The 20,496-nt window shown below is 70.0% G+C and carries 13 protein-coding genes and 3 pseudogenes; 5 read left to right on the top strand and 11 right to left on the bottom strand.

The window, feature by feature from the left end; translation table 11 throughout:
- Positions 1–7: 7 nt before the first annotated feature.
- From WJ438_RS37770 to wrbA, 4 genes are all read right to left on the bottom strand, one after another.
- Positions 8–379, bottom strand: coding sequence for a helix-turn-helix transcriptional regulator (locus tag WJ438_RS37770; RefSeq protein WP_406729165.1), 372 nt, complete (start codon positions 377–379; stop codon positions 8–10).
- Complete coding sequence (locus tag WJ438_RS37765; RefSeq protein ID WP_406729164.1) at positions 361–951, bottom strand: hypothetical protein; 591 nt, start codon at positions 949–951, stop codon at positions 361–363. Before WJ438_RS37765 ends, WJ438_RS37770 begins: the two co-directional genes overlap by 19 nt.
- Positions 952–1,810: 859 nt before the next feature.
- Positions 1,811–2,326 carry a VOC family protein gene (locus WJ438_RS37760; RefSeq protein ID WP_406729163.1) on the bottom strand — a complete coding sequence of 172 codons (516 nt, stop codon included), beginning with the start codon at positions 2,324–2,326 and terminating at the stop codon, positions 1,811–1,813.
- Between the two features lie 704 nt (positions 2,327–3,030).
- Positions 3,031–3,651 (bottom strand): NAD(P)H:quinone oxidoreductase, encoded by a 621-nt coding sequence (gene wrbA / locus WJ438_RS37755; protein WP_406729933.1) that lies wholly within the window; start codon positions 3,649–3,651, stop codon positions 3,031–3,033.
- 231 nt (positions 3,652–3,882) lie between these two features.
- Here wrbA and WJ438_RS37750 point away from each other — a divergent pair, with 231 nt between their 5' ends.
- From WJ438_RS37750 to WJ438_RS37740, 3 genes are all read left to right on the top strand, one after another.
- The gene (locus WJ438_RS37750; RefSeq protein ID WP_406729161.1) at positions 3,883–4,644 is read left to right on the top strand and encodes a pirin family protein; all 762 of its coding nucleotides are present in this window, start codon (positions 3,883–3,885) and stop codon (positions 4,642–4,644) included.
- Between the two features lie 598 nt (positions 4,645–5,242).
- Positions 5,243–5,851, top strand: a complete 609-nt coding sequence (locus tag WJ438_RS37745; protein WP_406729160.1) for a YceI family protein — start codon at positions 5,243–5,245, stop codon at positions 5,849–5,851.
- Between the two features lie 487 nt (positions 5,852–6,338).
- Positions 6,339–7,388 carry a zinc-binding dehydrogenase gene (locus WJ438_RS37740; RefSeq protein ID WP_406729159.1) on the top strand — a complete coding sequence of 350 codons (1,050 nt, stop codon included), beginning with the start codon at positions 6,339–6,341 and terminating at the stop codon, positions 7,386–7,388.
- Positions 7,389–7,913: 525 nt separating this feature from the next.
- On the opposite strand, the gene WJ438_RS37735 is transcribed toward WJ438_RS37740, so the two are convergent.
- Positions 7,914–8,063: a hypothetical protein gene (locus tag WJ438_RS37735; RefSeq protein ID WP_406729158.1), complete on the bottom strand. Its 150-nt coding sequence runs from the start codon at positions 8,061–8,063 to the stop codon at positions 7,914–7,916.
- 676 nt (positions 8,064–8,739) lie between these two features.
- Between WJ438_RS37735 and WJ438_RS37730 the strand changes: the two genes are divergently transcribed.
- The gene (locus tag WJ438_RS37730) at positions 8,740–10,356 is read left to right on the top strand and encodes an IS1182 family transposase (RefSeq protein WP_406723662.1); all 1,617 of its coding nucleotides are present in this window, start codon (positions 8,740–8,742) and stop codon (positions 10,354–10,356) included.
- A gap of 55 nt (positions 10,357–10,411) precedes the next feature.
- On the opposite strand, the pseudogene WJ438_RS37725 reads toward WJ438_RS37730, so the two are convergent.
- The 3 genes and pseudogenes from WJ438_RS37725 to WJ438_RS37715 all read right to left on the bottom strand — a co-directional run.
- Positions 10,412–11,550: pseudogene (locus WJ438_RS37725) on the bottom strand (integrase core domain-containing protein).
- A gap of 879 nt (positions 11,551–12,429) precedes the next feature.
- Complete coding sequence (locus WJ438_RS37720; RefSeq protein ID WP_406729157.1) at positions 12,430–12,825, bottom strand: hypothetical protein; 396 nt, start codon at positions 12,823–12,825, stop codon at positions 12,430–12,432.
- A gap of 511 nt (positions 12,826–13,336) precedes the next feature.
- A pseudogene (locus WJ438_RS37715) lies at positions 13,337–14,653 on the bottom strand (Mu transposase C-terminal domain-containing protein); the annotation flags it as partial.
- A gap of 771 nt (positions 14,654–15,424) precedes the next feature.
- Here WJ438_RS37715 and ltrA point away from each other — a divergent pair.
- Entirely contained in the window at positions 15,425–16,897 is a 1,473-nt protein-coding gene (gene ltrA, locus WJ438_RS37710; RefSeq protein WP_406729156.1) for a group II intron reverse transcriptase/maturase, read from the top strand.
- Between the two features lie 197 nt (positions 16,898–17,094).
- Here ltrA and WJ438_RS37705 read toward each other — a convergent pair whose 3' ends face one another.
- The 3 genes and pseudogenes from WJ438_RS37705 to tpg form a co-directional block, all read right to left on the bottom strand.
- Positions 17,095–18,603 (bottom strand): ISL3 family transposase, encoded by a 1,509-nt coding sequence (locus WJ438_RS37705; protein ID WP_406729932.1) that lies wholly within the window; start codon positions 18,601–18,603, stop codon positions 17,095–17,097.
- A 377-nt stretch (positions 18,604–18,980) separates the two neighbouring features.
- Positions 18,981–19,364: a hypothetical protein gene (locus WJ438_RS37700; RefSeq protein ID WP_406729155.1), complete on the bottom strand. Its 384-nt coding sequence runs from the start codon at positions 19,362–19,364 to the stop codon at positions 18,981–18,983.
- 635 nt (positions 19,365–19,999) lie between these two features.
- A pseudogene (tpg, locus tag WJ438_RS37695) lies at positions 20,000–20,491 on the bottom strand (telomere-protecting terminal protein Tpg); the annotation flags it as partial.
- Positions 20,492–20,496: the final 5 nt, after the last annotated feature.

Genomic DNA, 20,496 nt, shown 5'->3' with positions numbered 1-20,496 from the left:
GCGAGGGTCATGCCCGTGACCGCGCCTCACGCAGGACATCCGTGGCACGCATCCCGTAGCGCTCCTTGAACCGGTGGGAGAAGTGGGCGGCCGAGCCGAATCCGCAGCGAGCAGCCACCTCGGCCACGGTCACCTCTCCTCCCTCGGCCAGCAACGAGCGGGCGCGCTCGAGGCGGCGGCCGAGCAGGTACTGGGGAACGCTCGGGCCACCAGAGGCGAACACCCGCGACAGATGGCGCTCGCTGATGCCGATGCCTTGGGCGACGCGGGCCGCGGAAAGCCTCGGATCGAGCAGATGCTCCTCGATGTAAGCCTTGGCGATCGCCAGGTGAACGGCGGAGTAGGTCGGCTCGCGGCCGGTCACCACACTGCCGAGCAACTCCAGCAGGGTGTCCTCGTCCGCGCCCCGGGGGACTCCTGGTGCACTGCCCGACCGGCCAGCTGCGCGAGGGTCCTGGCCTGGACGGCACCGTCGTCGACATCGAAGACCAGCGGCTGCGTCAACGACTCCGGTCCTCCGAGGTCCCGCCACACCGGCCGGGGCACCTTGACCGCCAGCTCCTCCATCCCTTGGGAGAAGCCGCGCATGAAGGGCTGGTCCGCATCACAAACGATCAACTGTCCCGGACGCAGCAACCGGACACCGTCATCGTGGTAGAAGAACGCGTCCCCGGCCAGGGTCAGGTAGCAGGCAATCGCCTCCGCCGGCATGCGGCGGATCACCGTCCGCGTCCGCTCCACGACGTGCGGGCTTCCGGTCACCCGGGCGACATGTACTTTCGGGAGCTGCAGGTTGATCTCCGTCGCATCCAGGGCCCTGTCGTGAAGAGAGCGACACCGCAACCCGATCAGGGCTTCGGCATTGTGCTCCTCCCACAGGGGAATGCGTTGGGCCTCGGGGAGGTCGAACGTGCTGAAGCGCACCGGACCCGCCATCATCCCGGTCGTCATTTCAGCAGGGTAATGCTTGTGCGGCTGACTGCCCTCTGTGCGTTCCCGCCCGACTTCGCATCGTCCGAGAAGGCGATCACCGAGGCGGTGCCAGGGCCGGTCTCCGCCCGAAGCGGTTCCCTCACCAACGCGGTCCCCCGCCTCGGACACGACGACCGAAAGCTGCGCGCCCTGGCAGGTCAGTGTCCGTCGGCAGGCAACGCAGCACCCCCGATCCAGCTCGTTCCCCCTCCTGGGAGTGCCCTCGTTCGGGGGCAGGACCGAACTCATCAAGCGGGGGTTCCTGCGGACTGTGCGGCACCAGGGGTTGCCCCATCGCTCGCGCCCGTGCAGATGCGCGGCTCGACGCGCCAGGGGTGCCAGTGTCCGCCAGGATGACCAAAGAGGTCGCATGGCGCCTCCGGCGCGGGCACGAACCCGGTCAGCCATGGGGCTCTGAGGGCTGCTGGGTGTGTTCGTGGGCCTTTCGGACAGGCCGCACCCCCTACTTCTGCTTCGGCACCGCGGTCTTCCGTCGGGATCCTGGAACGTCGGTGTGACATCGGAACGGCCTGGCGTCGCTTCGACAGGCCGGCGCCCGCGCGGAGCAGCGCCTGTCACGCTGCCGCGAACGCCGACGGTGAGGGAGGCGTACCGACGGCGGGAAATCGGCGCGCTCGCCGGTCAGCCCATGCCCGAGGCGCTCATACCGCGGGCGGCGGGTGTCACGGTGTACGCCTCAGCCTGACCTGGCCCGCCTGGCCGCACCGGCCGCCCCGGCCGGACAACCTTCCCGGCAACCGCGAAGCGGTGATCGCGCGGCAGACAGTGACCGAGGCAGGCCTGCGCCGTGAGGGCAGGACAGCCCTGAGCACCCTGATCACAGCACCTTGTTGCCGTACATCTCACCGAGTGGATCGGCGATGAGCTCGATGCGGGCACCGTCGGGGTCCCGGAAGTACACCGACACCTCGCTGTGCACTACGTGGTCGACGCCGGCCCGGGCGAGGTTGTCGCACAGGTGACGCCAGCGGTCTGCTTCCACCGAGATCGCCACGTGGTGCAGGCCGCCCAGGACCTCGGCGTACGGTCCCACGTCGAGTCCGGGGAAGTCGAAGAAGGCGAGCAGGTTGCCGTTGCCGATGTCGAAGAAGAAGTGCGACGAACCGGGGTAATCTCGGTTCTCGATCAGTTCGGTCAGCGGGAACTCCAGCACTTCCTGGTAGAAGCGGATCGTTCGCTCGACGTCGCTGCTGATCAGGGCGGTGTGGTGCAGGCCTCGAGCGGACGAGGCGGGCCGTTGCCCGCTCGGCCGCAGGTACCGGTCCCGGATGCGGGTTCGCTCCGCTTCTCGGGCAGGCCGGTCCGGCTGCGCGTTTTCGTGCGTACTGGTCATCGTTTCCCTTCCCACCGGACTCCACAGTGGCGTGTGCCCCTCGGCGTTGCTGCAGGAGCGGAAGCCGAGTGGCCACCTTGAAGGCGTGCCTTCCCGTGTCCCGGTGCCCCAGCAGCGGGCCGGCAGCCCTGAGTAGCACGGAACCCCGGGTTGAGGAGGCAAGCCCATTTGGGGAGCTCGTCCCGGCCCGGCCCCTGCGCAGCGACCCGTGCGCCGGATTCTCGTTCGGGGCGACGGCTTCGCCCGCGGTCACCGGCAGTGTCTCGCCTGACCGTACGGGGGCGGAAGAGAGGCGGAAGCCGCGCTTTCGGACGACGCGCCCGTCGCGGTGGGCAGCAGCCAGGTCGATCGCCTCCAGGCGGCTCTGCTCTGCTGCAGTTCCCCGGCGCAGGACAGGCTTTCTAGCCGCGGCACATCGTGCTGTGGCGTTCGCCGCGCCGCGGTCGGCCTGACCCGGCCCGACTCCGCACGGAAAACAGCCCCCGCCCGCGGCGTTGGGCGGGGGAGCACCCATTCCGCCGTGGGCAGCCGCCCACGCGCGTGCCGCCGTCCGACCCTGCTCAGCTGCACGAACTGCGCTGTCACGGCCAGAAGCCGATGAGGTGAACCGCGAAGTCTGCTCGTTCACCTGGCGAAGGTGGTGCAGGAGGCGAGGGCCTCGCTGGCGCTGCAGGCCGGCCTGGGGGCCGCTCGGGAGGTGGGGGTCAGGCGGCGGCGAGGCCGGCCTTGAGGCCGGACGCGATCCTGACCACGCGCTCGGCCTGGATCCGGGCGGCGGTGCGGGTGGTGTCGTCGACCGGGTTGTTGCCCTGGGCGTCGACGTGGGAGGTGCCGTAGGGGTTGCCGTCGGCGAACTTGGCGGGGTCGGTGTAGCCGGGGGCCACGAGGATGCCGCCGAAGTGGTGGACGGAGTGGTACAGCGCCAGCAGGGTGGACTCCTGGCCGCCGTGGGCGGTGGAGGTGGCGGTGAAGCCGCTGTAGACCTTGTCGGCGAGCTTGCCCTGGGCCCACAGGCCGCCCAGGGTGTCGATGAACTGCTTGAGCTGCGAGGCGATGTTGCCGAAGCGGGTGGGCGAGCCGAAGATCACGGCGTCGGCCCACTCGATGTCGGCCGGGGTGGCCACGGGAACCTCGGCGGTGGCGGCGGCGTGGGCGGCCCAGGCCGGGTTGGAGTCGATGGCGGCCTGCGGGGCCAGCTCGGCGGCCTTGAGCAGGCGGACCTCGGCGCCGGCCTTCTCCGCGGCCTGGGCGATCTCCTGGGCCATGGCGGCGATCGTGCCGGTGGAGGAGTAGTAGACGACGGCGAGCTTGGTCGGGGTGCGCACGGCTGCGGTCTCCGTTCGGTTGGTGTCGGGTGTGCGGTGACGGCTGAAGATGCTCATGACAGCTTTCGTTCTGGTGCTGAACACCCATCGCCGGGTGTTGGTTGAACCGTAAACCATCGTGAGGGCGCCCACGCTTGCGGGGTGAAGGAGCGACCAGGCTCACAGGATGGTTTATGGTTCAACTAAATCGCGACCTGACGGCCCGCCTCCACCCACGACAAGGACACCGCCATGGCCTCCGCCCTCGACGTCCGCCGCTCCGGCGAGCGCTTCCACACCCGTGCCGGCTGGCTCGACTCCCGGCACTCCTTCTCCTTCTCCCGCCACTGGGACCCCGAGAACACCCACTTCGGGCTGCTACTGGTCTCCAACGACGACGTCGTCGCGCCGGGCACCGGCTTCGACACCCACCCCCACCGCGACATGGAGATCATCACCTGGGTGCTGGACGGCGGTCTGGTCCACCAGGACTCCGAGGGCCACAACGGGGTGATCTACCCGGGCCTCGCCCAGCGGATGAGCGCCGGCACCGGCATCCTCCACAGCGAGAAGAACGACTCCTGGACCCTCACCGGCGAGCCCGCCCACCAGGAACCCGTCCACTTCATCCAGATGTGGGTCATCCCCGACAAGGCCGGCATCAAGCCCGGCTACGAGCAGCTCGACATCAACGACGAACTCGCCCGCGGCGGCTGGACCACCCTCGCCTCCGGCATGCCCCGGCACGCCCACCAGCGCGCGATCGGCATCCGGCAGAAGCACGCAGCCCTGCACGTTGCCCGCCTCCGCCCCGACGAGACCCTCCCGATCACCACCGCCCCCTTCACCCACCTCTTCCTCGCCCGGGGCAGCGCCGAACTGGAGGGTGCAGGCCCGCTGACCACCGGCGACGCGGTCCGCATCACCGGCGCGGAGGGCCAACGCATCACCGCAGGCCCCGACGGCGCCGAGGTGCTGATGTGGGAAATGCACGCCGCCGTCACCACGGCGTGACACGCGCACCGATCCGTGCAGCCGGCCTGTGGGTACGACCTGACGAAAGTTTCCGCAACACGGCCGGTTCAACGCATCCCCGCTCCGGGGCCGAAGACCGGCTGGCGCAAGCGCGCAGCGCATACGGGCTCCGCGCCGGACCGATCAGGTCGAGAACCAGCGGGCGTCGTTCCGGTCTCCCCGGCGCCCCGCGGGGGTCGGCGTCTGCGCACCGTCGCGTCCCAGGCGCCACCACACCGCCGCGTCCGCGCCCCGCTCGCGCAACTATGACGACGGACACGGCCTGGCCGCAGTCCCGGGCCGCGATGCCCCGGCGGTGGGTGTCGTACCGGCGGGGCGCCCAGGAGCGGCGGTCCGCCTCCGCCGGCACGACAACCGTGTGGGCAGCCTTCGCGGCCGTGGTACCGGCGGACACGAACGCGAGTGGCGCGGTGCGCCCTCCCGGCCGGTCGGCGGACAGGCCCGGCGCCCCAGCCGCTTCTCAGGGCTGCTGTGCCCGGGCTGCCGGACCGCCGAGAATGCAGGAATCCCCCGAAATTGATTCAAACCTCAACATGTTGGAGAGTGGAGGACATCCCCCTCCCCGAAGGACAACCCCATGGGCCTGCTCAACCGCCGCCGCGCCACCGCTCCCGCCCCGGCCACCGACTCGGCCTCCGCGCCGGCCACCGCCCGGTTGACCGGCGTCTGGACCATCGACCCCGCGCACAGCAGCATCGCCTTCGTCGCCCGGCACGCCATGATCACCAAGGTCCGCGGCACCTTCGCAGACTTCGACGGCCGCCTGTACCTGGACGGCCAGCACCCCGGCCGCTCCACCGCCGACGTGACCCTCCAGGCCGCCAGCCTCCACACCCGCCAGGAGCGGCGCGACCAGCACCTGCGCAGCGCCGACTTCTTCCACGCCGAGGCCCACCCCGAGCTGTCCTTCCGCAGCACCTTGGTGCAGCAGCTCTCCGCGGACACCTACCGCCTGACCGGCGACCTGAGCATCAAGGGCGTCACCCGCCCGGTCGCCCTGGACCTGACCCACACCGGCACGGCGACCGATCCCTTCGGCAACGAACGCGCCGGCTTCGAGGGCTCCGCCACGGTCGACCGCACCGACTGGGGCCTGACCTGGAACCGCGTGCTGGAGACCGGCGGCGTGCTGGTCGGCGAGAAGGTGAAGCTGGAGTTCGACGTCTCCGCGATCCGCGCCGCCTGACCACCGCCCCCGCCCGCGGGAGGCGGCCGGCCCGGCCGCCTCGAGGCCCCCGGGCAGGCGACACGAGCACGAGCCACTCTGATCACGGTGGCATCGTGCCTCGGCCACGCCTGTCCCTCCGCCTCCCGGGACGCTGCGGACCTGAAGGGGATCGCAGCGCGGAAGGCACGGGTCGGGTCACCGGAGTGGTGCACGCAAGTGATCATGGCTCATGTCCGACAACGACGTCGCGTATGAGCGACCGCGGCCGAGAATGGCAGCAGGTGACCGGGCGGGGTGCGCCCACCCCGCCCCGGGCATGTCGCCGCCCGATGCCGGGCGACGGCCGGAACACGGCACCCGCACCAGGGCCGCCGAAAGAACCGTCCGGGGAGCCTCCAGCGAGCGCCGTCCGGATCGAGAGAACAAGAAAAAGCCCATCCAGCCCGGACGGACGGCGTCATCTGGCGTCGTCCCCCGACGCACGTATGCAAGGACACGCGACACCATGAAATCTTGGCGCTTCCACGGAACCAACCAGCCGCTCACCTTGGAGGAGGTGGCAGCGCCGCACGCGGGGCCGGGCGAGGTCGTCGTCGACGTCAAGGCCGCCGGTCTCTGCCACTCCGATGTCAGCGCGATGGACGACGCGGGCTGGATGTCGATGTTCCCGCGGATTCCGATGACGCTCGGGCACGAGAACGCCGGCGTGATCAGCGAGGTCGGCGAGGGCATGGACCACTGGAGGATCGGCGACCGCGTCGGCCTCTCGCCGATGATGCCGGACGGCGACGCCATCGGCTACGGCGCCTGGGACGGCGGCTACGGACCCAGGGTGCGCGCGACCGACGCGAATCTGGTGCGACTGCCGGACGAGGTGTCGTTCGAGCTGGGCGCGATGGCGACCGATGCGGGCCTCACCGCGTACCACGCCATGGTCACGCTCGGCGGAGCGAAGAAAGGCATGCGGGTCGGTGTGATCGGCCTCGGCGGCCTCGGCTACATCGGCGCCCGCACCGCCGTCCTCAAGGGCGCCGAGGTGTATGCGGCCGACGTGAACCCGGCCACCCGGGAGCTCGCCGCCGAGGTCGGCCTGGCGGGCGTCGCCGAGTCGATCACCGAGTTCGCGGACAAGGACCTCGAGCTCATCGTGGACTACGCGGGCTTCGGCACCACCACCGCCGAGGCACTCGAGACGCTCGGCGAATTCGGCACGCTGGTGCAGGTCGGCATGGGCCGCCTCGAGTCCACGATCAGCACCGGCGCGATCATTCTGAAGCAGCTGCGGGTCCTCGGCTCCAAGTCGGGCACGAAGCAGGATCTCGAGGAGCTCTACGACCTCATGCGGTCGGGCGACCTCAACCCGCCGCTGAACCGCATCACGCCGGACCGGATCCCCCAGGGGCTGGAGCGCCTCCGCAAGGGCGGGGTCGTCGGCCGCATCATCGCCATGTACGAGGACTGCAGCCGGCAAGCACGGCAAAAGCCTGCGGTGGCCCCGGACCGAGGCGGTTCGGGGCCACCGCTGCCCGGCGAACGCCACCTGTGGGGCTCGTAACGTCATCGCTGCGGGTGGCAGCCCGCGTGCACGGCCCCTCGCCGGTGGCCGGGATGCCGCACCGGTGAGCATCTCGCTGCGGTACCGGGCCCCCCGGGCGGTGTGTCCGTGCCCGCGGTCCCGCTGCGCCGGGACACGGCACCCGCCGGCTCCACATCACCGGCATCGCCGCCCGCCCCACCGCGCAGTGGGCGCCCCGGCAGGCCCGCCATCTGCCCGCCGGTCTCGGCGCACGCGTCGAGTTGCTCCGCTCCCTTCCCCGCAACCGCAGGTACCCCGACTCCTTCGACGCCGTCTTCGCAGCCGCAGACACGGACCTGCTGCCCAGCACGCCCCAGACGCCGCGCAGGAACACCCACCGCACGCGAGGGCCACGGTCATAACAGTCCGCGGGTGGGCTTCCCATACGGCCGTACCGAGAGGGAAGCCCGCCCGGCGCCGTTCAGCCCGTGCGCCTCGGGCCGGCGCCCCGGCGGGCACGGGCGCCGCCGACCCCTCGTGCCCAACCCGCCGCCGGACACTGCCTCACCTGGCGACCAGCTGCGCGTGCTCCGTGGTCAACTCCCCGCGCCCGTCCAGCGCCAGCAACCGTGCGAGCGCCTGCTCACGCCCCAGCGCCCGCGACACCAGCGAGACCTCCTCGGCCCCTGCCCCGTTCTCACCCGGCCCGGCCATGACGTACCCCCTGGCACCGACACCGCGTACCGGCGCACATCAGGCACGTTCCCCGTCAACACCCAGACACAGTCCGGCAGTTCACACGATCCGGGACAGACAAACCAATCCTGGAAACACGCGGCAAGCCGAGCACTACACTCCCCCACCGCTCCGGAATCCGCACCACACCGACCAGCGGACACTCATCCCCGTGCCACCACCAGCGCATCACCCCGATGACACCACCCGCCGCATCACCCCAGACCAGACGCCCGCAGCCAGCCCGTGACACCCACCGCAGAACCAGTGACACCCTCATTCAGATTCGCAGACGGAGCCGGTGATCGTGAAGCTGGGGGTATGGGTATCAAACACAAAAACGAGACGCGACAAGCTCTCGAACGCGCAGCGGGCCGCCCTCGCCGACCTCGGACTCAACTGGGCGGCATCCTGACGCTGTCCGACGGTGCGCGATCTTGGTGGCTAATTCCAATTCACCTTCTGTGAGTCGGAGTTATCGCTGAGGAACGACGGCTCCGGCGGATGGGATCATGCTGATCGTTGATCTTGTCGTGGTTCCTTGGGGATCGGAGTGTGTCGTGTCGATGCAGCCGCAGTCCTGGCCTGAGCCGGATCCGCAGGTCGCGGCGGCGATCCGGGCGATGTATCGGGCCGGCGGGAGGCGCCGCTGGCGGTGCAGGTTCGTGACCGGCTCGGGGAGCTGTTCCCGGACACGGCCTTTGCTGACGCGTTCGGCCAGGTGGGCAAGCCGGGCTGGTCGCCGGGGCGTCTGGCGCTGGTCACGGTGCTGCAGAAGGCCGCGAACCTGACCGATCGGCAGGCTGCTGACGAGGTTCGCGAGAACCTCGCCTGGAAATACGCACTCGGCCTGGACCTGGAGGACCCGGGCTTCGACCACAGCGTGCTGTCAGAGTTCCGCTCCCGCGTCGTCGCCCACGGCCTGGAGGAACGTGTGCTGGACCTGCTGCTGGAGCGCCTGCAGACCCTGGAACTGGTGCAGGCGGGCGGCAGCCAGCGCACCGACTCCACCCACATCGTTGCCGCGGTGCGAGATCTGAACCGCCTCGAGTTGGTCGGCGAGAGCGTCCGCGCCGCCCTGAACGCGCTGGCCGCCGCATGCCCCGAATGGGTCGATCAGGTGCTGGTGGTGGAGGACTGGAGCCACCGCTACGCGGACCGGATCGACAACTGGCGGCTGCCCGCCTCCAAGACCAAGCAGCACGAACTCGCCCTGCACTACGCCACCGACGGTTACACCCTGCTGCAGGCCGTGTATGCACCCTCGTCCCCGGCATGGCTGCGCGAACTGCCCGCGGTCCAGACCCTACGGATCGTGCTGCTGCAGAATTACATCCGCACCCCGGACCGGAACGGCAGACTACGGATCCGGCGCCGCGAGCGCGCCGAGGACAACGGCGACGGCCTGCCACCCGCCCCGATACGCCTTGCCTCCCCCTACGACACCGACACCCGGTGGTCCGCCAAACGCGAGACATTCTGGAACGGCTACAAACTCCACGTCTCGGAGACCTGTCACCCACAGGCCGACGGAGACCGGCCCGCCCGCCCGAACATCATCACCAACGTGGCCACCACCGCCTCCACCCTGCCTGACACCAAGGCCTTGGAGCCGATCCACCAATCCCTTCAACACCGCGGACTGCTGCCCGCCCGGCACTACCTCGACTCCGGCTACCCCAGCGCCGAACTCATCGTCTCCTCCGCCAGAACCTACGGCCTCGCCCTGATCACCCCAGTCCTCCTCGACACCTCCCACCAAGCCAAGGCCCAACAGGGCTTCGCGGCACACGACTTCACCATCGACTGGGATCGCAAGCGAGCCGTCTGTCCGGCCGGAAAGATCAGCGCCACCTGGAACGACGTCGTCCAGGAGGGCGTGGCCAAGACCGTTGTTGCCTTCGCCGCCCTGGACTGTATCCCCTGCCCGGCCAAGGAGCAGTGCACCAGCTCACGAAAGGGCCGCCGGCTCAGCCTCTACCCCCGTGAGCTCACCGAGGCCATCCGCACCGCCCGCGCCCGGCAACAGGACGGAACCTGGCAGCGCGACTATGCGCTCCGCGCCGGTATCGAGGGCACCATCCGCCAGGCCACCCACACCACCGGCCTGCGCCGAACCCGCTACCGCGGCCTCGCGAAGACCCACCTCGACCACACCACCAGCGCCACCGCCCTCAACCTCATCCGACTCAACGCCTGGTGGAACGGCCACCCCCTCGACCGCACCAACCACAGCCACCTCGCCAGACTCCAACTCCGCCTCGCCGCATGACTATTGGGGTTAACCACCAAGATCGTGCGCCTGCCGAAAAGCTCATCCGCCCAGTTCAGGCGGCATGTCGGTACTCGTGGAGGATGCCGCCGAATCGTTGGCGTCGTCGTATGTCGAGGTGGGTGATCTGCTCCGGATCGCTGATCGGCATCGGCATCGGCATCGGCATCGGCATCGGCATCGGCATCGGCATCGGCAAGGGGCGTAGCGGGTGGGCGTGGGCGATGCCTTGATGGGGCCGATGGAAGTTGTAGAAGTCTTCGAACTCGCGTAGCGCGTGGAGCAGGTGTCGCTGATCCCAGATCAATGTGCGGTCCGGCAACTCCGCCGGCAGGTCTGCACCCACCGCTCCGTGCTCGAGTTCATCCGCGGTATCCGGACGCCGCTGAGCACCACCTCGATACCCGCGTCCTTGAGGACGGCGTCGAACAACCGCGGGACCTTCCCGTCCCGATCCCTGATCAGATAGCGTGCCCGGCAGCCGGCGTCCTCGAGGTCCATGACAAGATTCTTCGCGGCCTGGACCACCCAGGAGGCGGTCGGATGCGCGGTCGCGCCCAGGATCCGGATCCGGCGGTTCGCGTGCTCGATCGCGGCGAACCCGTACAAGCGGGCCCCGGACAGGGTGACGGTTTCGAAGAAGTCGCACGCCAGGAGCGCGTCGGCCGGGGAACGCGGGAGGCCCGCCCACGTGCTCGAGGCCCGCTCGGGCGCCGGGTCGATGCCGGCCTCCTTCAAGATCTCCCAGACGGTGGAGGCGGCCACCGTAACGCCCAGAACGAGGAGTTCGCCGTGGATGCGGCGATATCCCCAGTTGGAGTTCTCTCGGGCGAGCCGCAGCACCAGCAGCCGGATGGAGCGCACGGTCCGCGGCCTTCCCGGGCGCTTGGGCCGGGAGCGCGCAGCGTGGCGGCGTGCGACCAGATCGCGGTGCCGGCGCAGCACAGTGTCCGGACGCACCACCAACCGTATCCTGCGCAGCACCTCCGAGGGCAGGCGGTGCGGCAACGCCGCCAGGAACACGCGATCGTTCAGGGAGAACCGAACCTTCTCGCCACCGAGTTGGCGCTCCAGCACCGTGATCCGATGCCGGAGGGCGAGGATCTCCGTGTCCTTGTCCCGGTCGCTCATGGGCAGCAGGCGCAGCACGGCGAACGCGTTCGTCACGGTCAGGTAAGCCAGTCGCAGCAGCACGACCAGCCATCATGCCGGGCTGATCGCCACGGCAGGAAACACCCTGCCGAAACGATCCCTCGTTCCCGGCGCTGGCCTGGGGATTCACGGAACTGCGGTCAGAGCCATTTTTCAAAGAGCCCTATCAAAGGCAGCCCGCCCCGGCGCCGCGCGCCCGGCTCGCCGCCGAACGCCTCCCCGCCGCCACGGCACCGGCGCCCACGCCCCCGCGTCCGGCCGGACGCCGCACCCTGGGCGCCGGCCCCGCCCCTTCCCTCCCCGCGTTCCGGGCGCCTCAGCGGCCGGGTGAGCGCGGCGGCCCTGCCGACGCGCACCACCCGAGCCCAAGCGCAACGTGCCGCAGCCAGTGCGGCGTCAGTCCCGGCTCGGCCACCAACAGCACCGCCTGCCCGAGACGGCACACGAGGAACTCGCTGTCGTCGGCGAGAGCAAGAAAAGCAGACAAAGGAGAAGGAGAACCGGCGGCGAAAGAACCTCGGCGGCACCTCGCCTGCCGGAGCCGAACATCCTTCCGTCCGCCGCACCCCAGCTGCCGAATAGCGCCATACGCCCCGGCGGCAGACATTGCCCGCTCCGCGAGAGCGTTCGCCGGTTCCACAGGCTCAGGCACGGCCGGAAGCCCCGGCTTCCCGCTCCCGTCCGTCGCACCACATGGACATGGTCTGTGACATGGCCCGGAGCACAGTCGAAGACTCGTGGGGGCAGTTGTGTGCGGACGCGTACGACTCCTGAGGAGGCGTCCGGCTTCGGCTGCACGCCTTCATCAGCAGTATCGCCATCGCCGGGGCCGGCGTTGAGACATCCGTGTCAGCGCGATCGCCCCCGGGTTCCCCAGGGCACCACGCTGGCTCGTGGCCGCTACCGTCAGGCTCGGGCAGGTCAGTGCCTCCGGCGCGGCCGCGGCCGCGGCTTCTTCGGCTTCATCTGCAGCCCCTGCGTGAGGCCCTCGGCCAGAAGGGACAGTCCGATGCCCACCAGCCAGGAGTCCTTGGCGAGCGGAAGTCCCTCCTCGGTCCAGCGGAGGCTGCCTTCCTGCCGCATGCCCGGCGTCTTCAGGTACAGCCCGATCAGGCCGAGGGAGAACGCGCTCAGTCCCGCTCCGGCCACGACCGCCGGAACCGCGGGCACCACCAGCGCGACGCCGAGTGCGATCTCCGCCGTGGAGAGCATCTTCACGAACTTCCGCGGCTCGACCTTGCCGAGGAACGGATAGGTGCCCGCTGCGAAGCCATGCAGCCCGGCGGCACTCTCCTCGTCCACGTTCCTCTTCGTCAAGCCCGAGTTGATCAGGAAAGCGCCGGCCGTGAGCCGGATGGGCACCTGCCGGGCAGCGGACAACGCGTTCGGCGCCCACTGCCGTCTCGACACATACATTGGGAGACCTCCAGTAGAAATGTCCGCTGAACGGCCCCCGTCATGCGAAGGCGCGACGGCACGTGCACCCGGGACATGGGTGCCACGGGGTACGGCCACCGGTCCCGGTCGGCGTGATGGGGCCGCTTGCAAACGGGAGTGCCACCTGCATCGGTGACCGCCCGGGTCCACGCTAGCGGGACCGGCGACGCCCCGCATCGGGAGAAGTGCGGGGCGTCGCCGAGCAGCCGCGCGCCTGCACAGTGATCAGGAAGTTCCGGTCGGGAGATCTGGGCTGGCACGCCCGCGAGTGGCGTCCGTGGACAGTGAACACCGCATGCTTGACGATCTTGCGGTGCAGGTTGATCCGCGTGCGGGAGATGACCACCGCGCGGCTGTCCGACCGCCAGGTGGGCCGGGCGGGCCTGCCGCCTGGCGTGGTCAGCGCGGCCAGGGACGCAGGAGTGCGCCACCCGGCCGGCGGCGCGGCGGGCGGGATGAGGTCCGGCAGCGCCAGATCCGACAGGCCGGTATCGGTGGCCTGGGCGAGTTCGGCTGCGGCCTGCGCGGTGGTCAGCGCGCCGAGCCGCCGGGGTGCCTCGGGCCGGTTGGCGGCGGCGTAGCGCTCGCGCTGGGAAGCCTGAAGGTCCTTCTTCAGGCGGCGGGCGCGGGCGGCCCGCGCCCGCCGTACCGCGCTCACCTGTTCGCCAGTGGCCTGATCGGCCAGGTCCGCGGGACCCAGGTAGCGGCCGGTGGCCGCGTGGTAGACCTCGATCCGGTGGTCGTGGTGGGGCATAAAACGGACCCGGACCTGGATCCCGGCCTGGCCGGTCATCCACGCCCCCACATAGTCGCGTTTTTTGAAGCGGACCCCGCGGGTGGTCAGCGTGCGGGTACCGGCGTCCTCCAGGGTGAACGTCCACAGATCCGCCGCCGGCACCTCCCGCAGCGGGGTGGGATCGTCCTGCCACGCCTCAAGCGGGGTCTGGCCCCGCAGCGGCGCGGGGCGGTGCTCGGTGTTCCACCATGCCGTCCAGGCCAGCAGCCGGGCGGTGAAGTCCTCAAAGCCGAGCAGCACCTCGTCCCTCGGGCGGGAAGAGCGTTTGCCGGGGCGCGGCTGGCGGGCGTAGCCGGGCAGCGCGGCCAAGAACATGCTCTCCACCGCCCGGTTCAGGCCCTCCACCGTGCCCTTGAGGTGCGGGGTATACGCGGGCAGGTCCTGAACCGTCACGTCCAGGAGATCGAACGCGGCACTCACCGTCCTGGACAGGAAGTCCTTGCCTCGGTCGACCCGTACCTTCTCCGGCAGGCCGCCGAACGGGCCGTAGGGGTCCTCGCGCAGGACCGCGGAGCGCAGCGCGGCCGGCACCGACTCCCGCGACGGATCCCCCGGCGTGACCGCAACGCCGGTGATCGCGTTCGTCGCGCAATCGGTGAACCACGTGATCCACGGCCTACGCGCGGTGCCGTCGACGTCGACCAGCAGCGGGCCCTGCACGTGGTCGGTCTCCCACACCTGGTTACGCCAACCCCGCGGCCGGGCCAGGAACACATCATGCCTACGCGCCGCCCGCTCCCCACCCGCAAGCCCGGCCCGCTCCCCCGGCGCCCGGGCCGCGGACTCATCCTGTTCAGCGGCGGCCAGCCACCGCCACACCGCACGCTCCCGCACCCCCAGCACGTCCGCCGCCGACCGCACCTGCCCCGTGGTGAGCTTCCCCTCCCGCCGCAAGGCCAGCAACCGGCGCACCGCCGGCCCCGCAACGCCCGAACCGACACAGCAGGCAACGCACCAGCCGCTCGGCCCGACTCCTCAGAAACCGGGCGCTCCACTTCCTGATCCACGTCTCAAGCACACCAACCACCCGCCGGCCAGTGGATAAGAACTCACGAAACTTAGCTTGACTCTGTCGGGGATCTTGGTTGCGCCGTGAGGCGCTGTCGGTTCGAGTGGAGGTGGAAGACCTGCACCAACCCCCTGTCGCAGCAGGGATGTTGAAGCTGAGGGCAGCCTGATCCGGGTGGTGCCGGGGAGGGCGGGAAGCGGCCCTGACAAAGCCGGGACGTACCAGTACTGCCAGATGGTGCGGGTTCGGCGAGCGTGATGGAGAGGAGTACGCGAGGAACCGGCGTTTTACGTCTCTCAAAGCGACACCGGCTCGAACCTGGTAGATCTGGGCCGGGAGTGGCGCGTATCCGGGTCATCCGTTCGGGTGGCCCGGAGAACTCCTGGGGCGGTATTCAAGAGCTGTCCGGGAGGCCGTGGGGAAGGTCTGCGGCGTACTCGCGGCGATGCCACAGGGACACAGTCGGGCTCCTCCTTCATCGAGCGAACCGCAGTGAACACGGGAACCGTTCCGGTCCTTGCCCCGCACGCCGCGTCCGGCGGTGAGGGCGGGGCTGAGTCCACCGACGACCGATCGGTCCGGGACGGGACGGAGCCGCCGTAGTACTCCGAGGCCGGGAGAGCCGGTCACATGGGGAAGGGCGGCAGCGGTATCGAGAAGGGAAGGATGCTGCAATGCCGGAAGACGCACTGCCGAACGGCGGTGCTCCGTCGGCGGACCCCGAACCGGGGCCCCGCCGGCGGGTATCGGAGATGCAGGCCAAGCTTCACCGTTGGGCGGCGGCCGATCCGGGCCGCAGGTTCGACGACCTGTTCAACTTCGTGCACGACCCGGCCACGCTGCGCATCGCGTGGGACCGGGTCGCGGGCAATCAGGGGGCGCGGACTCCGGGCACGGACGGGCGCACGGTCGCCTGGATCGAGTCCGAGATCGGCGTCCCGGTGTTCCTGGCCGACGTGCGTGAGCGGCTCAAGGCACGGGCCTGGCGCCCGATGCCGGTGCGTGAACGCATGATCCCCAAGCCCGGTGGCTCGGGGAAGGTCCGCAAGCTCGGGATTCCCCGGGTGGAGGACCGCCTGGTCCAGGCGGCACTGAAGCTGGTGCTGGAGCCCGTCTTCGAGGCCGACTTCGAGCCGGTCTCCTACGGGTTCCGGCCCGCCCGGCGGGCCCAGGACGCGATCGCCGAGATCCACTACTTCGGCACCCGAGGCTATCGATGGGTGCTGGATGCGGATATCGAGGCGGCCTTCGACAACGTCTCGCACCTCGCCGCCATGGACGCGGTGCGGGCCCGGGTCAAGGACAAGCGCGTGCTGGAGCTGGTCAAGGCGTTCTTGAAGGCCGGTGTCCTCACCGAGGACGGCCGGTATCAGGACACCCACACCGGCACTCCGCAGGGCGGGATCCTCTCACCGCTGATCTTCAATATTGTCCTGTCGGCGCTCGACGAGCACCTGCACGGGCCGTGGAAGGACGGCGGAGAGATGAGCACCAACTCCCGGCGGACGATGCGTCGTTACCGAGGGCTGCCCAGGTGGCGGCTGGTCCGTTACGCGGACGACTTCGTCGTTCTCGTGAACGGCACTCGCGATGACGTCGAAGTGCTGCACGAAGACGTCGCTCATGTGCTGGAACCTCTGGGACTTCGGCTGTCACCGGCCAAGACCCGGATCGTGGACATGGCCGACGGGTTCGACTTCCTGGGGTTTTGCATCCAGTGGCGCCGCAAGCGAGGCACGAACAAGTGGTACGTCTACACCTTCATCGCCGACCGGCCCCTCCGGTCGCTGAAGGCGAAGATCCGTGCCCTGACACACAGGACGTCGCAACTCCCACCCAGGGACGTGCTGATTCGTCTCAACCAGATCATGCGCGGCTGGGCCAACTACTTCAAGCACGCAGTGGCCAAAGACACCTTCAGCAAACTGGAGTACTTCGTCTGGTGGCGGGTGGTCCGGTGGCTGAGAGCCCTGCATCGCTGGCGGTGGAAGGACGTCCGCCGGTGGCTCGCCGACCCCCGCGGGGGCTGGCGCCGCCCACACGCGGACGGGATCGAATTGTTCGACATCGAAGCGGTGACGGTCACCCGCTACCGCTATCGGGCGTCGAGGATCCCCAATCCCTGGACCAGTATCAACCACGCCTGACGGCAGGGACCGTGGAGAGCCCGTTGCGTTGAGAGGCGCACGGCGGGTTCGGCGAGCGGCACGGAGAAACGGACCGATGGCAACATCGGCACCGCGCTCCGTGCCGACTCAACAACTTCCGGGGTTAACTGCCGAGTTTTCGGGGACTGTCAACTTAACGGGTCTGGCCCGTAGTCGGTGGTGACGGCGGGTAGCCATCAGCGCAGGAGGATACGGTGGCGGAGGAGGTCGAATCCGGCGCGGCCGTGCATCTGTCTCATGATCCGTTTCGTTCTGGTGTTGACGCCTTCGGTGCGGCCGTTGTGGTAAGGCAGGGTGAGGCCGGCGTCGACGGCTGAGCGGTCGAGTTCGAGGCCGTTGGCGAAACTGTGCAGGTGAGGCAGGGCCGCGGCGCGGGTGGCGGTGATCCACTCGGTGAGCTTCAGATCGTTGCCCTGGGCCGGTGTGAGCAGGGCGGCGAAGCCGCGCACGAGATCGGCGAGTTCGGTCATCTCCGGGCAGGCCGCAGTGATCTTCTCCAGCAGGGGGGCCTCCTTCGGCCGCAGGTTCTCCGGATCCGTGAGGAGGAGCCGCGCGGCGCGGCGTGGGGTGGTGACGGGCCGGTCGCCGTCGGCGCGGCCCTGGTTGAGGTATTTGTGCAGGCCGTTGAGGCTGCCGGTGTAGCCGAGTTCCTTGATCTCGTGGAAGAGGTGGAGGACGGGGACGCCCGGCTCCTCGGTCCGGCGCCGGCGCAGGTGTTCGCGGTAGGGGTCGACGAGGGTGGGCCGGTAGGCCGGCGCGATGCGCAGACCGGTGGGCTCGGGCATGCGGGCGTAGCGTTTGACAGTGTTCAACGCGAGGCCGAGGCGGCGGGAGCAGTCCAGCAGGCCGACGCCCTGGCCGAGCAGGGTGTGGACCTTGTTCCAGCGTTCACGGGTTGTCTGTTCGCGGATGCCGCCGGGCAGCGGCGGGTTGAGGACGGCGGCCCAGCAGCCGGCGTGGGCGCGGACCTCGAGCTGGACCTTGTCGCACAGGTTGCGCCACAGGTGCCAGCGGTCGCTGACCTGCACCGCGTCGGGCAGGGCGCGACGGATGGCCTCGGCATAGGTGGCCGAGCCGTCCCGGCATACGACCTCGATGCCGGGATGCTCGCGCAGCCAGGCTTCCAGGGGATCGGCGTCCCGGCCGGGCAGGACCTCTATGCGCCGGCCGGTGACGGCATCGGTAATGATCGTGGCGTAGCGGCGACGGCGCCGCAGCGCGAAATCGTCCACCCCGATCACCCGTGGGATCGGCGCCTGGGGCACCGGCAGACGCCACAGCCACCTCAGCACGGTGCTGCGGGAGGCCGGCACGGCCAGCAGGCCGGCCAGACGGGCGGCCGCCCGGCCGCATAACTCCCGTGCCACCTCGGCTATCTGCCCGGCCAGCCGCACCGTCCGGCGCTGATGACGCTCCAGCAGTCCGGGAACCTGCTCACGGAAGGTCTGCCGCACACAGCCCAGCACCGGACAGACCAGCCGCCGCACCCGCAGCCGGACGACGACCTGCCGGCCGTCGACCGGCACGTCCGCCACCGTCCGGCCGTGATACCCGTGCACCTTCATCGTCGGCGTCCCGCACACCGGGCACGGCACCGCGACACCCCGGGTACGGGCCGTGACCACGACCGCGTCCCCGCCGTCCGTAACACCCTCGATCACCACCCCCGAGAGCCCGGAAAACACCGTCGCGACAAGCGAGTTGACATCCATCACAAGATCATGATCGCTGATGGCTACCCGCCGTCACCACCGACTACGGGCCAGACCCGTTGATTAGACACTCCCCTCGTTGGAGGCTCTCTCCGGACGGCTCTTTCGGCGGCCCTGGTGCGGGTGCTGTGTTCCGGTCGTCGCCCGCGCATCGGGCGACGACCTGGCCGGGGCGGGGTGCGGTGCGCCTGCAGTCGCACCGAACCCCCTGGTGGTATGGGCGCATCCCGTCCGGTCATCTACTGCCGTTCTCGGCCGCGGTTGCTCATACGCGGCGTCGTTGTCGGACATGAGCCATGCGGACGGTGCGTGCGGCTGATCAGCGGGGCGGTGGTTTCGGCCCCTCGCCGTCAGCGGCGATTGTCCCCGCGGTCGCGGTCGTGCCGGTCGCGGTCGCGGTTATTGTCGCGGTTGTTATCGCGGTCGTGCCGGTCGCGGTCGCGGTTATTATCGCGGTTGTTATCGCGGTCGTGCCGGTCGCGGTCGCGGTTGTTATCGCGGTCGTGCCGGTCGCGGTCGCGGTTGTTGTCACGGTCGTGCCGGTCGCGGTTGTTGTCGCGGTTATTGTCGCGGTCGTGCCGGTCGTTGTCCGTGGCGTAGGAGCCGGTGACAACGCGCTGGGCGTCGGAGTGGGGCGCTGCCGAGGCCGTACCGCCCGCGGCGAGCACGGCGCCCGCCGCGACAGCCACCGAGGCGGCCGCGGTGGCGACCCGCCTTCCGAATATGCGACTCATGATCATTCCTCCTTGAATGGCATGCCGAGGCCCCGAGGAGCGGGACCTCGGACGATGCCCCGAGGCGATGGGGCACCGTCCGAAACTTCCCATGATCAGGCATCACGGGCACGCTGTGCGCCTCCAACTCAGTGAACGTGAAACGCTTCCGGCACCGGTGGTCCTACTCGAAGGGTTCGCCCGGCACCAGGTCGGCCTCTGTGCGGCCTCTCGGTTTCATGCCGGCGAACCACCTGGCGATACACCGCCTCATGACAGTGAGGTCCGGTGCCTGTGCCACTCCGGTGCCGGCGGCGCACCGTCCCGCGCCCCCACCGCTGCCGGCAGCGAGACGCCGGCAGCGGCCGACGACGACCGGCCGGCCACTCCACTGACACGAACCCGACACATCGCACCCGCCCCGGCGGCCAAGCGCACGCCGAAGGGCCCGAGCAAGGCCCAGGCAGCGTTCCAGCGCGGCCTGACAGCCCTCGCACAGTGGGTGGAACGGGAAGACAACCGGCCGGTACCGCGCGGCCACAGTGAACAGTTCACGATCGACGGCGAAACGGAACCGGTGACCGTGAAGCTGGTTGTGGGGTCACCAACACCAAGCAGCGGAGGGACAAACTCACCCCTGATCAGCTGGCCGCACTACGGAAGTAGACCTCGCCCAGGCCTTCGGCGGCGATGTCGCGCAGCTGCTGCTCGCCGGCGGCGTCCTGGGCGTCGAACAGGCGGGCCGCATGGTGCGGGGGCAGGGCGAGAGCGAGGTGGCGGATGCGGGCGTCGTCGGTGGTGCCGGGCGCGGCGGTGAAGCCGGACCGGGCGCGGGCGTCGACGACCAGACCGGTGCGGGTGGCCTCCCGGCGGCGGGCGCGTTCGCGGACGCGGGGCTGCCAACGGGTGCGCACCGCGTCCTCCAGGCGCTGCGCGAGGTCGGCGCGGGGCCGGCGGATCTGGTCCTTCACATAGCGCTCCACGGTGCGCTGCGAGACGCCGAGCGCGTCGGCCACCGCGCGGGTGCCGTTGAGCTGCCTGACCAGGTACCGCATCTGCGCGCCGACCGACTTGGTGTCGGCGGTCACGTAATTCGGCTCTTCCGCGGACACGGTGGGCGCATCGGATGCCAGGGAGGACGACGCCATGAGGC

The sequence above is a fragment of the Streptomyces sp. GD-15H genome (assembly GCF_045291515.1).
GTDB lineage: Bacteria > Actinomycetota > Actinomycetes > Streptomycetales > Streptomycetaceae > Streptomyces.
This window is presented reverse-complemented; position numbering and strand designations above follow the sequence as displayed.

Excerpts from the sequence above, each read along its gene's own strand:
- WJ438_RS37765 (WP_406729164.1), bottom strand. The coding sequence starts at position 951 with ATGACGACCGGGATGATGGCGGGTCCGGTGCGCTTCAGCACGTTCGAC.
- WJ438_RS37760 (WP_406729163.1), bottom strand. The coding sequence starts at position 2,326 with ATGACCAGTACGCACGAAAACGCGCAGCCGGACCGGCCTGCCCGAGAA.
- WJ438_RS37750 (WP_406729161.1), top strand. The coding sequence starts at position 3,883 with ATGGCCTCCGCCCTCGACGTCCGCCGCTCCGGCGAGCGCTTCCACACC.
- WJ438_RS37745 (WP_406729160.1), top strand. The coding sequence starts at position 5,243 with ATGGGCCTGCTCAACCGCCGCCGCGCCACCGCTCCCGCCCCGGCCACC.
- WJ438_RS37740 (WP_406729159.1), top strand. The coding sequence starts at position 6,339 with ATGAAATCTTGGCGCTTCCACGGAACCAACCAGCCGCTCACCTTGGAG.
- WJ438_RS37735 (WP_406729158.1), bottom strand. The coding sequence starts at position 8,063 with ATGGCCGGGCCGGGTGAGAACGGGGCAGGGGCCGAGGAGGTCTCGCTG.
- ltrA (WP_406729156.1), top strand. The coding sequence starts at position 15,425 with ATGCCGGAAGACGCACTGCCGAACGGCGGTGCTCCGTCGGCGGACCCC.
- WJ438_RS37700 (WP_406729155.1), bottom strand. The coding sequence starts at position 19,364 with ATGAGTCGCATATTCGGAAGGCGGGTCGCCACCGCGGCCGCCTCGGTG.